The following is a 20,924-nucleotide window of genomic DNA, read 5'->3' as shown; positions in this document are numbered from 1 at the left end:
GCCACACTCGCTTCCGCAGCTCAACCTCATGGCTCTAAACATTAAATTCGCTGTTGCGCTTCAACCTTGAAACCGCCTACAATTAGGACACCGTGACGGCGTATTAGCAGAATTAGAGAGCACGATGCAAAGTGACGTTGCGTGGCGGCAACAGCATTCGCCAACCCGGATCGCGTCAATGTCGCAATGTAATCAACGCATTGTCGGATTTGGCCGTAAGCAGAATTAGCGCACTCCAGTAGCGGAATTAATGAACCTCAACATGAGCCTCATCCGATCGGCGCAACTCAACGGGCACGAACCCCATACATATCTCAAGGACATCCTGACCCGCCTGCCGGCCCACAAAGCAAGCGACATCGCAACATTGCTGCCGCATAACTGGCAGCAATGTTGCGCCTGTCGAGTAATCCGTCGTTCGTCAAGACGGGTTCGCTGGCCGCTTACACTGAATCAACGACCCCGAAAGACATTGGGTTTCATGACGCCCGCAGATAAACTAAATGCCAGCATGGGTGTTGCGTTCACCGGTTGAACCCGCCGGGTCTAGGACCCCCAATTCTCGGGCGATGCTGACGCGCGACTCAATCATCCCGCGCGGCGTTTGCGCCGCCGGATCATCGGATCGATGGCGAAGGTGCTCGTCACGCCTTCGCCCGCGACTTATAGTTCTGCCGCGCGCCAACGATCCGCACAATTTCGATGATGGCCTTTCGCTTGATAATTCGATAGACCAGGATGTAATTCGGCGCTAACACCATTTCTCGCGTGCCACGGATCCTACCGATGCGGTAAAGCTCCGGATGCTCGGGCAGGGCGTCGGTCTTCGCGTCGATCTCGTCGTCCAGTTCGAGTGCCGCTGTGGGGTTGTCCTCGGCGATGTAATCAAAGATCTTGCTGCGGTCCTCGTGAGCGCGTGCGCGCCACTCCACGATCAAGACTTAGCCCCGCTGACCGCAATGCGCTTGCGCAAGCCGGCCTTTTTGTCGGCCATCTCCTTCTTCACCTGGGCGTGCGGGACATTCGGGCGCGGATCGTCCAGCGACTCATTGACCTGTTCACGGAACCACTTTTCGTAGGCGGCGGCGTTCGAATGCGTCTGCTTCATGGCCTCCGCGCGATCGGGGCGGCTCGCCCGCTCGCGTTCAGCCTCAGCGGGTCGCCACGCTTCGAGTGAAAATCGCCCATTTTCCAGTCCGAGCTCGCGTATCACTTCGAGCGCCTTAATCGGGTTGCGGAAGGCGCGCGGTCGGCGATTGTTGGACGTGACCAGCACGGCGGTGCCGGCGGTGCGCGTTTCCAGCTCGATAAAGAACTGGCCGCCGTCGGCTCGCAGCATGGCATTCAGGACCCCACCGGCCTGGGCGGCGGCGGTGGCCTGAGAGACGTCGAGGGTTTTCATCATGCACTCGTTTGTTGAGGTTGACACGATTAATAGTAACACGTTCCTCGGACGACAGTCGTGACTGGCCTAGTTTATCATAACGCCGTCTTGATTTCGGGGCTTTTCATGACCTGGCTCATCGCATCGTGGACAAGCCGCAAACGGCCAGTTCCGGCCGTTAGCTTGCACGCTAGGGCGGACGCTCAAACGTCGGCTTCATGCTTCAAGCGGACAACGGACCTTGAAGACCGCAGCGCAAACGGAGCGACCCAATAGGCATGACGGGTCTTGGCGCTTTGCGCGAAAACTTATATCTGGGCGTACTTTTTCCGAGTAGTGCGAGGCAAGCTCCCATCGAACGGCAATCAGGGATGCGCAGAACTGCGGTTGCCTACCCCACTTTCGAGGATAGCGTTGAGAGAATCCACGGATGCCGGTTTTATGAGGTGGTAGTCGAAGCCAGCTCCGAACGCGCGGGCCTTGTCGGACTGTTCGGGATATCCCGTAAGTGCAACTAGCACGAGACCTGGGTAAGTCCCTCTGTTCCGGATAGCGCGGGCTAAAGTGAAGCCATCCATGCCGGGCATTTCGACATCTATGATTGCAATGTCAGGTTTCCATGATTTCAGTAGCTCAAGGGCCTCGGCACCGGTCGACCGCGATTCAACCGAATGGCCATATGTCTCAAGGACAGCGGTGAGAGCGTCCAATCCATCGCGGCTGTCGTCGACGAGCAGCACACGTGCCGGTGCGATGACCGGTTCCACGACCTCGGGGCAAGAGGGGGCTGCAATCTGCAAGCCAAGGAGTATCGGAAGGTCGACCCTGGCGAGGCAACCCTGACCAGGGCCGGGGCTTTCAATGACGATGTCGCCGCCGTGCAGCTCGACGAGTTTCTTTACCAGCGCCAGGCCGATGCCCAGACCGCCTTCGTCCATTCTCGTCGCTAGGGGGGATTGCACAAACAGTTCGAATACATGGGGCAGCATTTCAGGCAAGATGCCGATACCGTTGTCGATTATGTTGATGACAAGGTGTCCACCTGCATCCGCCGTATTCCCGGGGCGTCGTACGTCGAATGACAGCCGTATGTCGCCACCGACCGGTGTGTACTTGGCCGCGTTCGCCAGCAGGTTGGCGATTATCTGGCACAGACGGACATGGTCGGCATGAACGTTCACTTGCTCGTCAAGGCCAGTAACAGTTAGTCGATGGCGGTGACTCTCAATGCGGTTCTGCACCGCAGCCAAGGCGTCTGTCACAACGTCACTGAGCGATATATCAGTCATCTTGATGCTGAATTTGCCGTGCTGCAGTCGAGCTACGTCAAGCAGGTCAGCAACGAAGGTCTTGAGATGCCGAATCTGACGCTGCGCAACTTCAAGCATTTTCAAAGCACGGTCATTGCCAGGGCAGAAGGCGACGGTCGCCTGGACCGCATTTTCTATGGGCGCAAGCGGGTTACGGAGTTCGTGCGCAATTAGGGCCACCAACTCACCCCAGGGTTGGCGTTCGTGTTTCTGGAGGTCGCGCGCGGCCATGGTAAGCGAAGCACCCGCGAATATGGCCAAGTTTGCCAGTAGCCTGACATCCTCTTGCTGGAACAGGTGGGCCTCCGAGTGCGACATGGCCCAGATGGCGCCGAATTGAACATCGTCGGTCACAATTGGTACGACGAGGCATTCGGCGACGGGCTCCGGGGCGTCCCGCAGTGATGAAAAGTACTTTTGTGGTTCGAGGAAGAGTTGTGGTACCTATATCGAGGGCGCGGCCACAAGGGCATTGGCTCCATGCGGTTGCTTTGCCCTGCAATGTCGCAGACGCTCCGCTCACAGCCAGCCATCGGAACAGCCGTTGCCCTTCAGAGGCTTGCTCAACGAGGCTGATGCCCGCACTGCCGGCGTGACAGAGTTCGCGCGCTGCGTCGGCAATTGTCTGAAGGAACACATTCACGGGCCCCGCTTGCCCCCTAGCCAGACGCAGAAAAACGACATTTTCCTGTTCGAAGTCTGGCCCGCGCGAAAGGCGCTGGTCCAGTTCAAGCGTTCCAATTCCGCTTGGTTGCACGGCACCGTTGAAGATGCCAAGTGGCGGCGAAGCAGCGTTGCCGCGCCTAATGCCGACGCGAAGCTGTTGACCGGCTAGCTTGACCGACTGGATCTCCATGGCATGCACAGGTTTAGAAACGGGTTGCATTGCATATCCAAATAAAAGTATTGCGGAACGCTGCACGATGGCGCCGGCGTTCCAGAGGATCTCGCCAAGCTACTGTTTCTCTTCTAAAAGTTCCTTGACCTTGTCGACGACTGTGCGGCGCGTCTGCAGATGGCGTGAGAGAGTCGATCGATTTAGCTGCCCCGGCGCTCAGGCTGTCAGCTCATTAGCGTCATGCACGGCGCATTTAAGGCGCAATGTGCCGCGCACTACTGAACGTTCGATGCTCTCGCAATCAGCCGGGCCCTTGTACTGGAAGCCGTGCGGTGGAGGGAAAAGGCCCTCCGCCGACCGCCGCGACGTTTCCGTCCTGGCGTGGCAGCTCGTTCTGTCAGACGTATTTGATTTTAGCGTCGGCAGGTTTGTCGCAACCCTCTCGTTGCGGGAGGGTCGGTATAAGGGGCAGAACGATCGATCGACTACGGCAGCGGAAGGAAGCGCTCATCGTCACTGCCTGCCGATGCATATGTGGCACGGAGTGCGGGCCTCCTTCCAACTCGCCAGCCAAACCATGAAAGAAGTCGACGTCTGAGTGTCCATCCGAGCTCATGGACAAGATAACCGAAGAAAGTTTAGGACTCTTGCCTTAGACAACTCTTCCCATGGGCGTGCCATTCCAAGCAGACGCTGCGCTTCAGAAAGCCGAGATAGGGAGCGCGGCCCTCGGATTGGCCCGGGCACACGTGAATGCCACACCTACCTAATGGGCCTATTTACGACTGTCCGTAAGTCGCGAGCTGGTCGGAGCAGCGGGATTCCTCGTGAAGCTCGGGCCGGGAGGCCGTTGCACGCCGACTGCGGCGAGCTATCCCAGCCGTTCTCTTCGCTGCGGACTCGGGACCGTCAGTAATTGCAATCTGCCTGAATCGCATCAGAATTTTTGCCCGAAGTTGATGGTCGGACCGGGAAAGATGATTGAAATTCCTGACATTGCGTTTGAGGTCGTAACCGCGTTGACGCAATGATTCAAACAGCGTCCCTGGGCCTGTGGGGCATAGACGCCCGGTGACATGGACGGGCGCTGCAAGAGGAGCTATAGCCGGCCGGCCAGGCCCGCTCGTTGCTAGCACCGTCGCGGCGCCCCGCTGGGCCACGCACCGTACCATTACTCCGGAGAGGAGAAGAATGCAACATCCCCTTGAGTCTGCCCGCACCCTGGAGATCCAGGCAATCGACCTGGAAGGACAGACGCTGCGTGTCGGTATCCGGCACGGCAGCAGCGATCATCCGCCTCTTGTCATCTTTAATGGAATCGGCGCAAATCTCGAACTGCTTGCGCCGTTCATCGACGAGCTGCAAGACGTGAGCGTCATCATCTTCGACGTCCCGGGAGTCGGTGGATCACCGGCCCCTCAGCTCCCGTATCGGTTCTCGACGCTCGCGACGCTCACCGACAAGTTACTCTCGCGGCTTGGCTTCGACGGACCGGTCGATGCGCTGGGCGTTTCGTGGGGTGGTGCTCTCGCGCAGCAATTTGCACAGATGCATCCAGTGCGCTGCCGTCGGCTGGTCCTTGCGGCTACCTCGCCGGGCGTCATCATGGTACCGTCAAAACTATCAGTGTTCGCGCAGCTCATGGTTCCACGTCGCTATTCGGATCCAGCATATCTAGCGGAGATCGGTGGCGATATATACGGCGGCGCTTACAGACGTAATCCGGAGCTGCTTGAGGAACATCGTCGACATATCCAGGCGCCGAAGGGACATGGATACTTCTATCAGTTACTCGCTATGTGGGGTTGGAGCAGCTTGCCTTGGCTCCGCACCCTGCCCCAGACGACGCTGGTCATCCACGGTGACGACGACCCGATCGTTCCCCTGATCAACGCTGAAATCCTCGCGGCGCGCATCCGTCACGCGACGCTTCATGTAATCGACGACGGGCATTTATTCCTCGTCTCCCGAGCAAAGGAAGTCGCCGTCACGGTGCACAGCTTCCTCTGTGGTGACTTGGTCGAACCGGAAATCCAGATGGAGGACCGATCGCTCGAATATGAAGCCCAATAGCTTTCTACAGCGCTTGAGCATGTGGAAGATGCCCGGAGGCGCACTACGACAGGTCTAACTGTTACCATGCAGTTTGGCCTCCGTAGACGTAACTGGATGAATGCAATGGTGGTGTTCCTGTTCCCCATCGAAACCCGAAGGTAAGAACGCGTCCGGAGTAGGCAGGGAGTGCCAATGCTTGCTTCCTTCTTCCCGCACGCGCTCGCCGCCGTTTCTGGCATGCTTGCACGGCGCGCAAAGGGCGATTTTCTCGCAGCGCGCTTCGAACGACAGATAGAAAGCGCGACTGAGGACGAGATCGAGACGGCGTTTTTGGCCGCCAGGAGACTTGGTAGGCCCTAGGCTGTTTGTATTTACCGAATCGATCGACCGCAGCGGGTATCCAAAGCTCAACGTTTAGCAGCAGTTGGCGTCCGAGAACGCCAACTACCAGGAGGGGCGGGCGCGTCTATTTGCCACTCACGGGTGGAGAGGGCCTCTCGCCGGAACTCCGATTGGAATATCGGCTATTTTGAGAAAGAAGTGGGTAACGGCTTCAGCGAGCATGCGAGTTGAATGCAAAGAGGTCGAGTTTGCCAGCGATAAGAAGACAGCGCCGTTCGCATGGTTGCGAAGCGCGTAGCCACGAGCCTTGCGCTTGGCGGCCTGAAACAAGCCGTTGATGGCTTCGATGAAGCCGTTGGTCTGTCGGAAGTGCAGTGAGGATATAGATCCTGTTCGGTCCGGTTCGATCGCCGCCGGAGCTGATACTGGACATCGGTTGCCCTAAGATCAATCGAGTACTGCTTTGGGTGTAAGTGTTTGCTTTGGACGTGCCGATGCAGGGCGTCGCGACTGTCGAATCCGCGCAGCGTGGCCGACGGCGCTACGTGCTCCGGTAAAAATCGGCCAGAGCGGTGCGTGTAATTGCGGCTGAAGCAAGTCAGCGTTGTCGGTCAGCCGGTCCCACCATGGAAGCCAACTAATACGAACAGCAGCGACTTGAGAAGACTGTATGCCAGGAGGCTGACGAGAACAGCGCCGAGCAGAACCGAAATGGCGTTGGTCAGGGACTCGCCGAGTGTCGTCTTCGCGCTCGCTTTGCCAGTATGACCGGGCACGGTTATCGGTTGTGTCGCGATAAGAGAAGTGAGGCGCGCGCATTCCGGCATGAATAGGAATGCTTACATGATCAGCGAATAGAATTGCTCTGCCGCAGTTTTTATATCGCGCTTTTCCTGCATTTGCCCTTTGCGAATCATGTGCATCAGCTCGATGCCAGACAGAATGATGCGAGCGCACCGGAAACTCTTGAAGCCCATCATCGGCTTGACGATGCGTTTGACGGCTCGGTGATCCTGCTCGACGATATTGTTCAGATACTTGTTCTGCCGAATCCTGATCGGCGTCTCGCGCTCGGTGTTGAGCGTTTCGAGCGCGGTCAGATTGGCGCCACTCTTGTCCACAGTGACAGTTTCGGGCTCGCCGTTCTGGGCAATCGCCTTCTCGAAATACCGGCGCGCAGCAGCCTTGTCACGATGGGCGCGCAACTGGAAATCGACGGTGTTGCCTTCCTTGTCGACGGCCCGATACAGGTATTTCCAGTGGCCTTTGACCTTGACACAGGTCTCGTCCATGCGCCAGCTCCTGCCGACCGGGCGCTTGATTCGCCGAAATGCCTTTTCGAACGAGGGTACGAGCTTGATGACCCACCGGTGAACGCTCGAGTGATCGACCTCAATTCCCCGCTCGGCCATCATTTCTTCGAGGTTGCGCAGGCTCAGCGAGTACGACACACCAGCGAACACACAGCAGAATCACGTCCAGCGGATAGTGCAAGCGCTTGAGAACCTTGCCGATCCCCGCAGGAGACGTCGCACGCGATGAATCCTTCGTTTTGCCCATCTCGTTCGTGATCCGTGAGGGAATGCGAATTCTAGCGCACCGCGTTAGCGCGACAGAACCCATTAGATTGCTGGTTTGCGGCGCGGCAATCCTGCTTGGTATGCCGGGCGCCCTGACGCGTCTCCTGCCGCACGTCCCGGCCGGCCCGCCGCTCCTGCGCCTGCTGTGTTGCCGAAGATGGGTCGGGCAACAGCCCGATAAGAAGCGCGCCGGTCAATGCGAGAACTCCGCGGTGTGGTACACGCAGGATTCGTCTCCATGATGACTGCGGTTGTTTGAGGATCGGTCGAAAACGGTGAAGCAGGAGCCCGGTTCATGTGTGCGCCGCGCGTTCGCCCCGGCCCACGTCGAGCCACGCATCGACCGCACTGCCCAGTGTGGGATGAAAACACTCGTCGGGAAAGATGGACGTGAGTTCAAAGCGCCGTAGCTTGTCGCGGACGGGGTCCTTCATTTCGGCGAAATGCAGCTCGATGCCGCGCTCCTTCAAGGCCCGATGCAGGTCGCCGAGCATGTCGGCGGACGTGACGTCGACACTTGTTACCGGCTCGGCGGCGACCACGACGCGCTTCACAGGCGCGGGCGCTTGCGCCGTGGCCTCGATCACACGCTGCTGGAACAGCTCCGCGTTCGCGAAGAAGAGCGGCGCATCCCACCGGAAGAGCAGCAGTCCGGCTATTTGCGCGGCGTGCGGATAGCGCTTCGTGTCGTGATAACCGCGCAGGCCATCGACGCGGCCGAGCACGGCGTAGTGCGGACGCCATCCGTCCCATAGGAACTCGATAACCGCGATCACCACCGCGATGAAGATGCCGGGAATAGCGCCGAAAACCGCCACGCCGACAAAGCAGCAAATCGACAGCCAGAACTCCCATTGCTGGATGCGATAGATGCGCTTCAGGTCTCTGAACTCGAAAAGTCCGATCGCGGCCGCGATGACAACCGCGGCGAGCGCACTACTTGGTAGGTGGCGTAGTAGATTGGGTCCCGCAAGCAGGACAGCCGCGACCGCGATTGCGCCAACGATGCCCGTCACCTGCGTTCGAGCGCCCGCAGCTTCCGCAACGGGTGTGCGCGACGAACTGCTGCTGATCGGAAAACCTTGAAAGAGCCCAGTCGCGATATTGGCGACGCCCAGGCCGATCATCTCCTGATTTGGATCGACGCGTGTGTGCGTACGTATTGCGAACGTGCGTGAAAGGACGCTCGTATCCGCGAAGGCGATTAGCGCCACCGCGAAACCGCCGGCGACGATCCTTGCGATGTCGGCACCGCTCATCCAAGGCAGTGTGAAGGCGGGCAGGCCTTGTGGGATCGTCCCTAGTACCTTGACACCCACGCGGTCTAGATCGAACGCAACCACGCAGAGAGTCGAGATCACGACCGCAATCAAGATACCCGGCACCTTGTCAAAGCGCTTGAGCAGCAAGATCAGCACGAGACTGCCGACTCCCACAGCGAAGCTATACCAGTTTGACTTGCCGGTGGCGATTGCCTCGAAAAGACTCACCATATCGCGCAGTGGCCCCTTATCCTCGAAAGAGATCGCGAACAGCTTAGGCAACTGGCTGATAAGGACTGTCAGCGCGATGCCATTCATATATCCGTAACGAATGGGTTTGGACAGCAACTCGGTGACAAAGCCAAGTTTCAGAACACCGAAGACGACGCACACGAGGCCCGATATGATCGCCATCATGCTTGCGGCGGTGATGGCGCGCCAAGGATCGCCGGACGCGCTCAAGACGACAACCGCCAGGATTGGTGCCGCGAGCGCCGAATCCGGGCCGAGAACGAGAATCCTGCTTGGGCCAAAGATCGCGTACGCGAGAAGCGGGACGATGGTCGCATACAAGCCGCACACGCCCGGCACACCCGAAGCTTCCGCATAGGCCACGCCAACTGGAACCAGCATCGTCGTTAGCACTAGACCCGCGACGATGTCGTTTCGGAGCCAACCCGCGTGATAACTTTCAAGCATGGCGACGCCGGGCAAGTAGCGTAGCCATCTGGCCGCTGGCTTATCAATTACCGGGCGTCGGTCAATGCGTTTTTGGGGCGACATAGTTCAGGGGCAAACTGTTTATTTCAGAAGTTGTGCAGACGAAGGAAGTAACGCCGCCTCAACGGTGGAGGAGCCCGCCGCAGATGGCAGCCGTAGCGCAATAGGATCGCTCGCACGCCCTTAGCATCTAGCGGCAGAGACAATCGGCATCCGATTCAATTTGGCGTCGCCATGTCCTCTGCCGACGGCGTCACGAATCCAGTCACGGTGCCGTAACCGCTCCGATGCCGCAGCGCAATTGAGGCATTAGGGGACGCACTCACTCATTCAACCGCGACACCTTTGTGCCTTGGAGCGACGCGTCGGCCATTAGGCCTGCATTCGTTAGGACGATCGCCTGAACGGGTTTCACGGCAGTAGTTGTGTCAACGAGGCCGTTAGCGCCCATCCTGACCAGCGCGACCGATGCATCCGCACCGGCCGACCATCCGTCAGACTCCCGAAATCTGTCGAGTGCATCTTGTGTTAGGAATAGGAAGATAAGTGCCTTCGACTGGGCGCCAGCCTGCAGCCCGAGCGAGCCCGACGTGGTGCTGTAGTACCCGACGGAATTGCCACCGACGCGTAAGGCGCCCTTGCCATGTTCGACGCCGACGACGAAGCCTGCCTGAATGACCGACGGGAACACCAATACGCCGCGTGACTTTGCCACCAGTTCACGTGACCCTGATACCGTCGAGTACAGACGCTGGATCGTGCCGTCGATGTCCGCGTCGATGGACCGGCGCTGATCGGCGGCGCCTGCGGCCTTTTCGTTCCCTGCGTTTCTGTTGGCGGTGCACCCTGCGAGCATCAGGCCCGGTAGTGTCAGAACGGTTGCCGACTTTTGCAGGAAGGTTCGTCTTTGCATCATTGTTCTCCCGACATCGAAGCGAGCATTAACAGCGAAAGCCACCGTGACCGCTGCGCGAAACAGCGACGCACAGTGGACCCACATACTCCAGAGGCTCAACATTCCTCCTGTATCGCAGCTTCGCCTGAATCGGCAACGCTCTGGGCGACGATGCGATCGATGGAACTGGTGAAGATATGGATAGCAGCAGCGATGCACCATCTACAGGGGTGCACGGCGGAGAAGGCCACGCCCTCCTATCGGATCGCGAATGACGCTTGAAACGCCGGGAGTCCATCCACGCGGTCGGCAACCGCAGTTATAGCCTCTGGCACGTTTATGGCGCCGAGCCCGGACGCCTGCGATGAACCTCCCTCGGGCCGATTGCTCATGACGACGTCTCCCTCCATTGAGGCTTCACGACACGTCAATGCGATTGCACGACGTAGCACCGTGCAAGTCTGTCGGCAGCTAAATGACTGTCACTGCGGCTTTGTATGACCCTCGCAGAGCGGTAGACACACAGGGTCAATACCAGACGCTCACGTGTCCTAGTTTGTCAAAGCAGCGTTGTTGCGCACGCTTGTCGAGGAATGTTCGAACACGCGCTGTCGTTCAGGTACCACAATTGCCCGCCTTTTGATGACTGATCGACCTGCTGAACAGTAGCCCATTACGGCCTCGTACTGGTCTCGCCGATAACGCTTGTATCGCCAGAAAAAATCGTCGCCGGGGAGTCCATTATCCAGCGCCATTAAGACGCCATAATCCACCATACTGAGATCGCAAATGGTGGCTGCGGCTCTCTCCAAAACTTCATATCGGTCCGCTAGAGGAAACTTCGGATCAAAAACATCGTGCAGCAGTCTGTATGAGACAAGCCTTCTTGAAGTCGCCGCAGCTAGCAACATGCTAACTAAACGCGAAATGGCTTCTGCTTTCATGCAAGGCTCCTTCGCTAAAACGAGATGTATCCCGCCAGCGGCTAATATGACGGTTCAGTGAATCCGAGTTCACGAAAACGACGGAGTGCAAAAGCCAATACAGGAATCTCTCACGACAACGTCGCAGAAACGCGCTCCTGCTAAGCAAGCCTCGCATGCGACTAGTGGATGTCTCGTCGCGCAAGGGCGAGTCGCATCGGTAGCCCAATGTCTCGCAGATGCGGACAAAATATGCGCCGCAACCACTCTAAGGTTCATAAGTAAAACTACGGAATAGGACTCCTATGATCAACGTTGGACACGGCAATGCCCAACGGTTTTCGCCCTAGAGGTCCGCGGTATGCAAGCCGCGCATTGATTGAATGCTAGCAAACGCTTTACAGTTCCGCCAATTTATTTGTGGCGATTACATCGAGTAGATAGACGGCCGTTTCGCTGATTTACTGAACGACTTACCTAGTGTTATCTGCGCGTCCGCGTTTGACTTATTGGGGCAAGCGGCGTATCGGTTTATCCCGTGTGCGGGAGAGTATCGGCTTTCTTGGAAACGCAATCACTCCGCGGTACGCGAGGAACGCTCCATCCCTCGCTACAACATCCATGATCGGCGATTCGTGTCCTCGTCAAGGATTACTCGATGCCGAAAAGGAACTTTCAGAGCCCTACGGTCGCAAGACGGGTCCTCGCTGTCCGAATGTTCGAGGACGGAGCAACGGATCAAGCAGTGGCGAATGCAGTTGGGTTGTCGAGGCCCACGGTGCGCCGATATAGAGCGCTTTATCGTAGTGGCGGCCTGGAGGCTTTAGTTCGGCTAAGCGTAGGGGGACGTGGATCCACCCTTGGCGAGGAAGGCATGATGTGGCTCGAGGGCGCACTGCGCGACTCAGCGAGGAACTACGGATTCGAGGGCGATGCTTGGACGAATTCCCGCGTGAGAGCGTTGATCCAACAGAAGTATGGCGTTCGATTTTCACGCGTGTACATATGGCAGTTAGCCACCAATCTAGGACTGGGACATGTGTTGTCAAAGTCGCGCCGATAACGTATTTGTTTCCTTGACGAGATGGTCGCTTCGGATCGCCAAAATTGTGTCCCAGGCTGCGTAGCGTGCGATTACTTCAATCCGTTAGACGGCTAGCATACTGATGAGAACATCGTCGTTCAATCCCATCACTCTAAGCTTAAGACGGCTAAGATGCGGCGCTGAACGCAACATGGCATTAGATGCGTTCGGAGGTAGGTGGATGGGTCAAACCACAAGCAGCCGACGCGCGGGAGCAGGCCTAGGCGAATCGGAAAACGATGTGAGCTAGCGCAACGAGCTTTGAGTACCCGTTTGCGACGATCGCTAGAAGCTGACGGCGAAACCGAACGACACGCCGTGCACGTTGTGGCCAAATACATAACGCACCATCGCGCGTGTGCGTGTGACGACGACCGGATACCGACTGCTGTCGAGTTCCAGGCCCACGCCGAGAGAGGTGAGATCGTTGAAGCCGAGCACGCCGGCACTGTCGCCGAAGTAATGCGAGTATGCGGTTTCGAGCACGTAGCGCACGGGCCGGTCGAGCGCGGCGAACCGCGTTGGGGCACGCCACCGCGCCCAAAGGCTAAATTGCTGCGCGGTTGCGGAGCCCTGCACGGCTGCGGAAGAACTGCCGAAGCTGCGCAGATAGATATCGGTGGCGCGCAATTCGAGATCGATCTCGTAGTGCTCGCGATAGTGCTGCAGATCGAGCATCAGCGATCCGCCGAGACCATACGCGTTAAGCGCGCCGTCTTCGAGGAACTGGAGATTGGTATTGGCTGCGTGATTGAACACCGTTTGCGCGACGCGTAGATCGCTTGCGACGCGGCCCAGCATGCCGTTAAAAATCGGCCGGATTGCGAGCTCGTCGGTAATACGGAAATCCCAGCCGACGCCGATCGTCGTACTAACCGTGTTCCATTTCGCCGGCACGGGGCGTTCTTGCCCGCCATCGCTGGCAAGGAAGGTAGGATCGTAGCGGCTATACGCGACGGTGCCTTCGAGGTAGAGCGGAAACGACCTGCTTAGGGTGAAGCCGCCGCCAAGCTGGGTTTGCCCGAAGCCCGGATTGCCGCTTGCCCCGCTGTTGATCGAAAGCGAGCTTGTCGTGACACCGGCACCGCCGTGTACGACATGACCGCGAGCACGGCGTTCGCGTAGTTCTTCACGTTCGCGCCGACGACGGCGCGATCTGCCGCCACCTGCGCGTGCACGATCTCGGGCGCCGCGCCGAGCAAAAAGGCGAGCGTCGATAAGATACGCAACCGGCTCGGGAAGACGGTCGGCTTTCGCATGTGCGGCTTGAACGTTGGAACTGCGGATTAAATCGTACGTTAGCTGCTCTACAACGCGTTGCCCGATCTAGCGGTGACACGCTGAGAATGTAGCTGACGGATTAATGCAAACCAAGCCCGGCGCCGCGGCTCTGTTCACGCGTCTCTTTGGGATTTCCTACAATGAACGTATCTCGTGCCGCGCGTCAAGGAGATACGCATGGAAGTGCACGAGCCGCGCGCGGCCGCCCACCACATAGGCGTTTTCGTCTGGCTCGCCGAACGTCACTTTATGATTCACGGACCGATCTACGACGCGCGGCCCGATTTGCGCTACGGCGCGTTGGCACTCGGCATCGGTATCGTAATCTTCGTCATCGCGCCGAAATGTCTCAGAGCGGGAATCCGCATAACGAGACGGGTCGACATAAACCGCGCGTTCGTGTATCGCTTGGAATCAGTGCAGCATTCAATCTCGATGGAGAACTCCGCGATGGGTGAACTCTGGCTGGGCAATGTCGACGCGTCGGCGACCGACGACGACATCCGGGATTTTCTCTGCCGCTACGGCTTCGCGCCGTACGACTCTATCAAGCGCGCGACAGGCACCGGCGCGCGCCCGGCCGCGGTCGTGACGTTCGATTCGGTCGATGCGAACGTGCTTCGCGCGTTGCAGCCGCGCGTTCACAACATGTTCTGGAAAAACCGCACGCTCGTCGTGCAGGTCGTGCCCGAGCGGAATGAAACTTGACGGCGCGTTCGCGTCCGTCAGCACGCCCCGCCCTCGGCACGGAGTTTTCAAACGATCAACTAGGTGAAGCGATGAAAGACGACAAGGACGACGGCGAATTGGGCGAAGCGCGCGAAGGCGCGGGCGTGGAGGCACGCCTTTCTCGCAAGCAGTATGAGAAGGAACTCGCGCGCCTGCATGTTGAACTCGTGAAACTGCAGGAATGGGCCGTGCATATGGGCGCGAAGATTTGCGTCGTCTTTGAGGGACGCGACGGCGCAGGAAAGGGCGGCACAATCAAAGCGATCACCGAGCGCGTGAGTCCGCGCGTGTTCCGCGTGATTGCGCTGCCCGCGCCGACCGAGCGTGAAAAGACCCAGATGTACGTACAGCGCTATCTGCCGCATCTGCCTGCGGCTGGCGAGATCACGCTCTTCGACCGTAGCTGGTACAACCGCGCCGGCGTCGAGCGCGTGATGGGCTTTTGCACCGACCAGCAAGCGCGTGAATTTCTAAAGGGCGTGCCGCTCGTCGAGCAGGCGATCATCCATTCAGGCGTGATCCTGCTTAAGTACTGGCTCGAAGTAGGAATGGACGAACAAACGCGGCGGCTAGAGCAGCGCCTTCACGACGAACGCAAGATCTGGAAGTTGTCACCGATGGATCTGCGTTCCTACAGCCGCTGGTACGACTATTCGCGCGCCCGCGACGACATGTTCGAAGCGACGGATACGGACAGCGCGCCGTGGTACGTCGTGCGTTCCGACGAGAAGCGCCGCGCACGCCTGAACCTCATCAGCCACTTGCTGAAGAGCATTCCATACACAGCCGTCCCGCGCGATAAAGTGAAGCTGCCAAAGCGCCAAAAACCGGAGAGCTATCGTGAGAGCGAGCGGCTTCTGCGCTACGTGCCCGAGCGCTTCTAAGCGCCGTCGGTGGGTAACGTACGGATGATCGCGCGATTCCGAACGCTGAATGTGATCCATTTCCACCCCGAGTCGGCATTGCTGTGCAGCCCAAGCAACGACAACAAAGAATCGACATCTCTTGCGGACACGAATGCCGCTTGAGGCACTGCTACCCGTTCGTTGCCCAATCTCTGCATCAGAGAGTCGAGACAATTTGTGACCACGGTGCGGCTGCGGCCATCGTCCCGCTCGATAACGGAGCATTCGAAAGCCAATAGAACGAAGACATCCGTGTAGCGGTAACGAACCCGAAGTTGATCTTCTTTATCTTCGAATTCAATAAGCACAACACCCCCTTCGGTACCAACTCCCTCCGGTGTTGGATCGAAGCCGAGTCGGTCAACGTTACCTAGGGAAGGGCGGAGAATTCGTTTGTGGATGTTCCACGATTGCGTCGCGGAATTCGTGGCCACCGATTTAACCTGGGTCTTCTTCTTCGTGACGCAACTAATCGTCTTCGCATTCGCCGTCTTCCGAGGCTCACGTGAGTTTGGCGACAGCAGGAGGGTCTTCAAAGACCGACGGTCGACCATTAGCTGTTCGAAAAGTCAGCGTGCGTAAGTCTAATGGTAGTCGTCGGCTGCGCCGACAACTTACGCCGGGCGACCGCTTCGATGCGCGCGAACCCGTCCCCGAACACTCTCACCGTTCGCGCATCGTCCGCGTCGGGCGGTAGCCAGAAGAACACCTCCAAGCACTTACGCGCGGTTTGCCCACGCCAATCGAGGACACAGCTTAGCGTCTATCTATCTGCGGAGATCTGCGCTTCTGGTACAAGCACTTTTCATGAGCGGTCTTGATGTGACGGAATGAAGGGGGACCGGCGCGAGGCCGATAGGTCACCAGTCTACCCGGTGTTTTTCTTCGGTTTCCTGATGGCGCCGATCGTCGTCTACATGCAGGTAGACGCTGGTTGTCGTCAACGAAGCATGTCCGAGGTTGTCGCGCACCGTGCGGAGGTCCACCTTTCGGTCGGCCATGTGCGAGCCGGCGCTGTGGCGGAGCCAATGCGCAGACGCCTTCTCGAGGAGATCGGCTCGCGCGCTTTCATCGGCATCTCGTTCGCGCAGGCGGGCCGCAGCGCCCGAAAATACGCTTTTCACGACGGCGTGAAGCGCAGCGCGCGTGAGCGGCGCGCAGGTCTCGGTGCCTTCGTTGGATGCCGTTGCGCCGATTGGCAGAACCAGCGGCGTGTCTTCGCTGGGCGACGGCAGGGCGCTGAGTCCAAGGTACTGCCGATAGCGCGAGAGTTCCATCATCATCTCGCGCGTGGCCGGCACCAGGCGTTGTTTGTCGCCCTTGCCGTGGATAGTAAGCCACCACCGCAGCGCGCCGTCGGCGTCCCGTCGCACGAAGAATTGACCCATGGTATTGGCGCCGACTTCCGCGATCCGCAGTCCACCAAGATAGAGCAGCGTCAACAGCCATCGAGCTCGGTACGCATGAGCTTTTTCGCGATCCGTTTGCTTGGGCATTGTCGCAATGAAGTCCTTTACCTGCTGCCAAACGCTCGGCTCCAGATAACGCGTGATGCGCGGCGCGGCATGTCGGGTGCGCTGGCGGGAGAGCGACAACGGGTTGCCAGCCAGATAGCCGGCTTGGACCAGCCACGAGAACATCGCGTTAAGGATTACGGTCGCCTGGCGTTGACTGGATGGCGACAGCGGGCCGTAGAACGGTCGCCAGCGCGCATCGCTGCGCGGATGCTTGCGACCGCCACCGGAAACCCACGTCGTCGCGGGCTGTGGGTCAGCAAGGAATTGCTGATAACGCAAGCAGTCTTCATGCGTCAAGGAAGAGAGGGGTTTGCCTAGCACAACGACCGACCAAAGCAGGAGCCGCTCGGCCTCCTTGCGATAGTTCTCGAAGGTGGTCTTGGTATTGACAAAGCGGGAGAGCCAGGCGCGGATAGCATTGAGATCATTGTCCGCCGCAATCTGCGCACGCCCGATCACCGCGCGGTTCGAGCCCGCCGAGCCGTCTCGATCGGGCGGGATGACGAGCGTTTCGAGCGGTATCGGCTGCAGCGCGGGCGACAGAAGGGTAGCAGACGTCGTTGAGTTCACATTGATTTTCCGAGCCAATCATCGATCGCCAATTAACATTATAGCATTAATGTCAAATACAAGGTCTTTGCAGGTTGGGAAACTAATCCTATACGTTGTATTATTTGCGCCAACCTCGCTCCGACCGCACACCATGTCCAACCTGCTCTCTGATGAAGCCCGTCTCGCGGCCGACATCGACCGCCTGAAAGCGGAGTTTCCGAAGACCCGCGAGCTCTACCGCGAGGTGTGTGCGCTGCTGTTCTTCCGCTTCGGGGTCGCCCCGACCGCCAATCGACTTTATAACCTGGTCCGACGCGGCACGATGAGCACGCCGGCCTCGGTGTTGAGCGAGTTCTGGGCGGAACTGCGCGAGAAGAGCCGCGTGCGCATCGAACATCCGGACCTGCCGAAGGACCTCAGCGAGGTGGCAGGCGAGTTGATCGGGACCTTGTGGACGCGCGCGACGACGTCCGCCCATGCCGAGCTGTCCGCGCTGCGCGACGAGGTCGAAGCCGAGCGCGTGCAGTCCGAGCAGAAGCTGGTCGCGGCGCGGGAGGAGTTGGGTCGGACTGAGACGGCACTCGAGCAGCGCACTGCGGCGTTACTCGCGGCCCAGGTCGAAATCCGTGAACTGGAGCGGACGCGGGCCGAGGAAGCCGCGACCCGCAAAGCCTCTGAAGCGGAGATCAGGCGTCTGCGCGAAGAGGCGGTTACGCGCGAGCGAGAGCTGGAGACGGTACGCAACATCTTCTCTCACGATCTTGAAAAGCTTCGGGAGACGGCAGAGCGTGCCGAGGAGCGCTTGCGCGCGTCCGAGAAGCGAGCGCTGTTGGAGATCGATCGCGAACGCAGCGCGGTGCTCAAGGCGCAGAAGGAATTGGCGGAGGCAGCCAAACGCGCCGATAAGCGAGAGGCCGAGCATCGGCGCGCAGTTGAGGCGCTGCAGGAGCAGCACGGCGATGCCCGTCATCAAACCGGCGTGCTGCAAGGCAAGCTCGCCGCGCTCGAAGCGGCGCACGAGTCACTGCAACAGCAGTGGAAGTCGCTGCGCGCGACGATGCGCCCCCCGGCGCGGCGCGTGCCTGCAGCCGAGTCCAGCCCGCCAGTCAGGCGGGCAGGTCGAAAAGTAGTCGTTGGCAAGATCTCGAAAGTGAAAAGTCGCGCATAAATGACGACCGCCTGTCACCAGCGTGCGGCGCAGTCTGCGGCCGGTGTGTCGTTCGGCCCGCGCCGACGGTCAAAGGAGCAAACAGATGAGAAGATCGGCAGAAAATAAATTGCGGGTTGTCGCGGTGCGCATTGATCCCGTCATCGAACAGCGGTTGCGCGTGCTCGCAGAGGTCACGGGGCATAAACAGTCGTTTTTTCTGCAGCGAATGATCGAAGAAGGCATCGACGCGATGGAAGAGATCTGGCTACCGCCGGACACGCTGGCTAAGGTTCGAAATGGCGATTTAGCAGAGATGCTCGCTGCACACCGCACGACGTCGGATCTGTTCGACGTCGATACCACCGATGCCGCCTCGTAGAAGGTGCGCTTAGCGGTTCATAGCAGTACTGCTTGTTGCAACAGATCGAGCGCTTTCAATTCGTCCAAGTGACCTGTGCGTGCTTTTCCGGCGAGCGTTTTAAGCAGCGCTTCTGCAATCGGCGCAATCCCATCGAGACCCTCCAAGCTCGTTTCGAAAAGCGATGTGGACGGTGCGGCGGTTTGCTGCGACGTTGGAGGCGCCGCCGGTGATGCCACGGCTGCAGCAACGACCACTTGGCCTGCGGCCGGTTCAACGGACGGTTCGGCCGACGCGGCGACGGCATCGTGGACCTCTCCGTGCGGGCCGCTTATTAGCCGATCGTTCTCGCTCAACGCATTAGCCGCCCACGCCGCGACTTGCTCGTCACTGGGAATACTCGTCAGTGTACTGTCCGTCTCTTCCGGGGAGCGGCTTCGCTGTGCGCTCCGTCGTTCCCCACGGCCGCTGAAGGTGCGGGTGCTTGACCACGCCCTTGAGCGCGCGATGTCGGTGCGAGCAGCAGGGTCACCGACTCTGGAATCTCGGCTTCGGACCGCGGTGCATCTAGCCAGCCTCGAGGCAAACCAAGCCGCTCGGTGAAACGCTCTGCTTCGGCGTCATCCATCCGCTTTTTGCCGTGCAGTCGATGTGCCATATTCGAGCCGCTCAGGCCCATGACGGCCCCAAGCTTGACTTTGGAACCGTTGCGGGCGGTAAGAACCTGAAGATTGGCTCGTCTGATGCGCTCAACCCCGGCGGCGCCGTCGGAGCGAACATGTCCCTGCCCGGCCGCTTGTCGCGATCGTTCCGCTTGGGTGGATTTCCAGTTGCTGGAGCCTGACCGCTTGCTTGTTTCGCAACCGATATCCCGCATTTCCTCCGCGGGTTTGACTCATAGTGAGCTCCGGTGCAATGCGTAAATTAATGACGATTCAATTATATCGGCCAGTGACCGTATTGAACGCTCGTCGCTGATAGCATTGAAGGACGCTGCACATTGACGCTTCTCGCACGGTCGCGCGCCGGGTCCTTACTTGTCGCCTTTAGCCAATGAGATGAACTCGCGCGATCGCCGTTAGTAAGCGGTCGTTTGCGTCAGTGGTGGGAGACGCCCGATGAGAGCGGGGAGGCGAGCCCGCTCTTAGCAAAGCGCTTGAGTCTTTCTCGCGCACCAAGATGGACGTACCGCGGTGCGGCGGCTGGTTGGCGATCGGCCTCCTGCAACACCGCCTCAAATGACGGCACGTCGGCTGGATCGAGCGCCCATATCCGCTCGATCTCAGCCCGCTCCAACCCGCGCTCTAAAGCCGCTTCGGCGCGCGCATAAACCATTATGTCCGTCTCGCCATACCCCGCATCTTGCACAAAAAACATGACGTAGACCAGTTGGATGAGCTCGTTAAACAGATACGCCGATCCGGCGCCGGCGCGACAGGGGCGAAGGTTAAATGATTCGACAACGCAACCGTCTGTGCCGCTGACGAAGGCAGGGGCAGCAACATCTCCTTGCTGAGAGGTTTGCGAGACAGCGATCGGAATGCTTGCGAGCGTGAGCGGTGAGAAGGCATGCAGCGTAGATGGAACGAAGAAGTCTGCGTTCGACGGACGCGACAGATTGATAACAGTGCACAGGACGCGAAAATGTGGCGCGCACCTCGCTGGCGCGCGAACCGGTCGGCGGTCGCGCGCGCCTCCTTACTTGCACGGCGAGGAGAGATGCGTCGTTTTCTGATGTGCGCATTTCATCTGTAGAGCGGCGAGTTCGGAGGCTCGTGACCCGTGCCGCTAGCGTGCCTCCGGACCTCGGCCGCATAACACCCATTGGGCGCCGCTCATTTCCTGCTCGCGCTGGTCCCGCTGCATACAAGTCTTTGCCTGATGCAACGCTGTACTTGACTTCTCTGAGCACTGAATACGCTGGTCTGAACGCATCAGGGAAGGCAAACATGAAGTCAATCGTCGGCAGCCTCAAATCTGAAGTGCAACACCCGTTTCGTATAAGGTGTTGCGATGCACGAAAGAACTCAGTATCAGCA

The 20,924-nt window shown here is 59.0% G+C and carries 18 protein-coding genes and 3 pseudogenes; 8 read left to right on the top strand and 13 right to left on the bottom strand.

Features of this window, described 5'->3' with window-relative positions; translation table 11 throughout:
• Positions 1 to 262: 262 nt before the first annotated feature.
• Positions 263 to 400 (top strand): annotated as a pseudogene (locus AB6804_RS29350) (transposase domain-containing protein); the annotation flags it as partial.
• 244 nt (positions 401 to 644) lie between these two features.
• On the opposite strand, the gene AB6804_RS29345 reads toward AB6804_RS29350, so the two are convergent.
• The 3 genes from AB6804_RS29345 to AB6804_RS29335 all read right to left on the bottom strand — a co-directional run bounded on the left by AB6804_RS29345 (position 645) and on the right by AB6804_RS29335 (position 3,048).
• The gene (locus AB6804_RS29345; RefSeq protein WP_370889438.1) at positions 645 to 938 is read right to left on the bottom strand and encodes a type II toxin-antitoxin system RelE/ParE family toxin; all 294 of its coding nucleotides are present in this window, start codon (positions 936 to 938) and stop codon (positions 645 to 647) included.
• Entirely contained in the window at positions 935 to 1,402 is a 468-nt protein-coding gene (locus AB6804_RS29340) for a hypothetical protein (protein ID WP_370889442.1), read from the bottom strand. Before AB6804_RS29340 ends, AB6804_RS29345 begins: the two co-directional genes overlap by 4 nt.
• Positions 1,403 to 1,749: 347 nt before the next feature.
• Entirely contained in the window at positions 1,750 to 3,048 is a 1,299-nt protein-coding gene (locus tag AB6804_RS29335) for an ATP-binding protein (protein ID WP_370889437.1), read from the bottom strand.
• 190 nt (positions 3,049 to 3,238) lie between these two features.
• Here AB6804_RS29335 and AB6804_RS29330 point away from each other — a divergent pair, with 190 nt between their 5' ends.
• The gene (locus AB6804_RS29330; RefSeq protein WP_370889436.1) at positions 3,239 to 3,529 is read left to right on the top strand and encodes a hypothetical protein; all 291 of its coding nucleotides are present in this window, start codon (positions 3,239 to 3,241) and stop codon (positions 3,527 to 3,529) included.
• 1,194 nt (positions 3,530 to 4,723) lie between these two features.
• Positions 4,724 to 5,605 carry a poly(3-hydroxyalkanoate) depolymerase gene (gene phaZ, locus AB6804_RS29325; RefSeq protein ID WP_370889435.1) on the top strand — a complete coding sequence of 294 codons (882 nt, stop codon included), beginning with the start codon at positions 4,724 to 4,726 and terminating at the stop codon, positions 5,603 to 5,605.
• Between the two features lie 535 nt (positions 5,606 to 6,140).
• Here phaZ and AB6804_RS29320 read toward each other — a convergent pair.
• The 5 genes and pseudogenes from AB6804_RS29320 to AB6804_RS29300 form a co-directional block, all read right to left on the bottom strand.
• A pseudogene (locus AB6804_RS29320) lies at positions 6,141 to 6,298 on the bottom strand (transposase); the annotation flags it as partial.
• A gap of 470 nt (positions 6,299 to 6,768) precedes the next feature.
• Positions 6,769 to 7,489 (bottom strand): IS6 family transposase gene (locus AB6804_RS29315; protein WP_370889441.1). Its coding sequence is split into 2 segments (ribosomal slippage): positions 6,769 to 7,381 and positions 7,380 to 7,489, totalling 723 coding nucleotides; the frame shifts between segments, so codons are not numbered across the junction.
• Between the two features lie 313 nt (positions 7,490 to 7,802).
• Positions 7,803 to 9,470, bottom strand: a complete 1,668-nt coding sequence (locus AB6804_RS29310; RefSeq protein ID WP_370889440.1) for a SulP family inorganic anion transporter — start codon at positions 9,468 to 9,470, stop codon at positions 7,803 to 7,805.
• Between the two features lie 343 nt (positions 9,471 to 9,813).
• Positions 9,814 to 10,404, bottom strand: coding sequence for a YSC84-related protein (locus AB6804_RS29305; protein ID WP_370889439.1), 591 nt, complete (start codon positions 10,402 to 10,404; stop codon positions 9,814 to 9,816).
• 533 nt (positions 10,405 to 10,937) lie between these two features.
• Positions 10,938 to 11,330: a hypothetical protein gene (locus AB6804_RS29300; protein ID WP_370889434.1), complete on the bottom strand. Its 393-nt coding sequence runs from the start codon at positions 11,328 to 11,330 to the stop codon at positions 10,938 to 10,940.
• 637 nt (positions 11,331 to 11,967) lie between these two features.
• Here AB6804_RS29300 and AB6804_RS29295 point away from each other — a divergent pair.
• The gene (locus AB6804_RS29295) at positions 11,968 to 12,372 is read left to right on the top strand and encodes a helix-turn-helix domain-containing protein (protein WP_370889433.1); all 405 of its coding nucleotides are present in this window, start codon (positions 11,968 to 11,970) and stop codon (positions 12,370 to 12,372) included.
• 306 nt (positions 12,373 to 12,678) lie between these two features.
• On the opposite strand, the pseudogene AB6804_RS29290 reads toward AB6804_RS29295, so the two are convergent.
• Positions 12,679 to 13,652, bottom strand: a pseudogene (locus AB6804_RS29290) (hypothetical protein).
• Positions 13,653 to 13,851: 199 nt separating this feature from the next.
• On the opposite strand from AB6804_RS29290, the gene AB6804_RS29285 reads away from it, so the two are divergent.
• Complete coding sequence (locus tag AB6804_RS29285; RefSeq protein ID WP_370889432.1) at positions 13,852 to 14,382, top strand: DUF2964 family protein; 531 nt, start codon at positions 13,852 to 13,854, stop codon at positions 14,380 to 14,382.
• Between the two features lie 71 nt (positions 14,383 to 14,453).
• Complete coding sequence (gene ppk2, locus AB6804_RS29280; protein WP_370889431.1) at positions 14,454 to 15,287, top strand: polyphosphate kinase 2; 834 nt, start codon at positions 14,454 to 14,456, stop codon at positions 15,285 to 15,287.
• Here the strand turns inward: ppk2 and AB6804_RS29275 are convergent.
• Positions 15,284 to 15,742, bottom strand: a complete 459-nt coding sequence (locus tag AB6804_RS29275; protein ID WP_370889430.1) for a hypothetical protein — start codon at positions 15,740 to 15,742, stop codon at positions 15,284 to 15,286. The genes ppk2 and AB6804_RS29275 overlap by 4 nt on opposite strands.
• Positions 15,743 to 16,168: 426 nt before the next feature.
• Positions 16,169 to 17,413 (bottom strand): tyrosine-type recombinase/integrase, encoded by a 1,245-nt coding sequence (locus tag AB6804_RS29270; RefSeq protein ID WP_370889429.1) that lies wholly within the window; start codon positions 17,411 to 17,413, stop codon positions 16,169 to 16,171.
• Positions 17,414 to 17,528: 115 nt separating this feature from the next.
• Between AB6804_RS29270 and AB6804_RS29265 the strand changes: the two genes are divergently transcribed.
• Together AB6804_RS29265 and AB6804_RS29260 are read left to right on the top strand one after the other, a co-directional pair.
• Entirely contained in the window at positions 17,529 to 18,545 is a 1,017-nt protein-coding gene (locus AB6804_RS29265) for a DNA-binding protein (RefSeq protein WP_370889428.1), read from the top strand.
• An 85-nt stretch (positions 18,546 to 18,630) separates the two neighbouring features.
• Positions 18,631 to 18,906 (top strand): hypothetical protein, encoded by a 276-nt coding sequence (locus AB6804_RS29260; RefSeq protein ID WP_370889427.1) that lies wholly within the window; start codon positions 18,631 to 18,633, stop codon positions 18,904 to 18,906.
• Between the two features lie 17 nt (positions 18,907 to 18,923).
• Here the strand turns inward: AB6804_RS29260 and AB6804_RS29255 are convergent, their stop codons facing one another.
• Positions 18,924 to 19,241 (bottom strand): hypothetical protein, encoded by a 318-nt coding sequence (locus AB6804_RS29255; protein WP_370889426.1) that lies wholly within the window; start codon positions 19,239 to 19,241, stop codon positions 18,924 to 18,926.
• 742 nt (positions 19,242 to 19,983) lie between these two features.
• Positions 19,984 to 20,262 carry a hypothetical protein gene (locus AB6804_RS29250; RefSeq protein ID WP_370889425.1) on the bottom strand — a complete coding sequence of 93 codons (279 nt, stop codon included), beginning with the start codon at positions 20,260 to 20,262 and terminating at the stop codon, positions 19,984 to 19,986.
• Between the last annotated feature and the right edge of the window lie 662 nt (positions 20,263 to 20,924).

The organism is Caballeronia sp. RCC_10 (genome assembly GCF_041360715.1).
In the GTDB taxonomy this organism is placed as follows: domain Bacteria; phylum Pseudomonadota; class Gammaproteobacteria; order Burkholderiales; family Burkholderiaceae; genus Caballeronia; species Caballeronia grimmiae.
The sequence above is the reverse complement of the archived record's forward strand: the minus strand, read 5'-3'. Positions and strand labels throughout refer to the sequence as shown.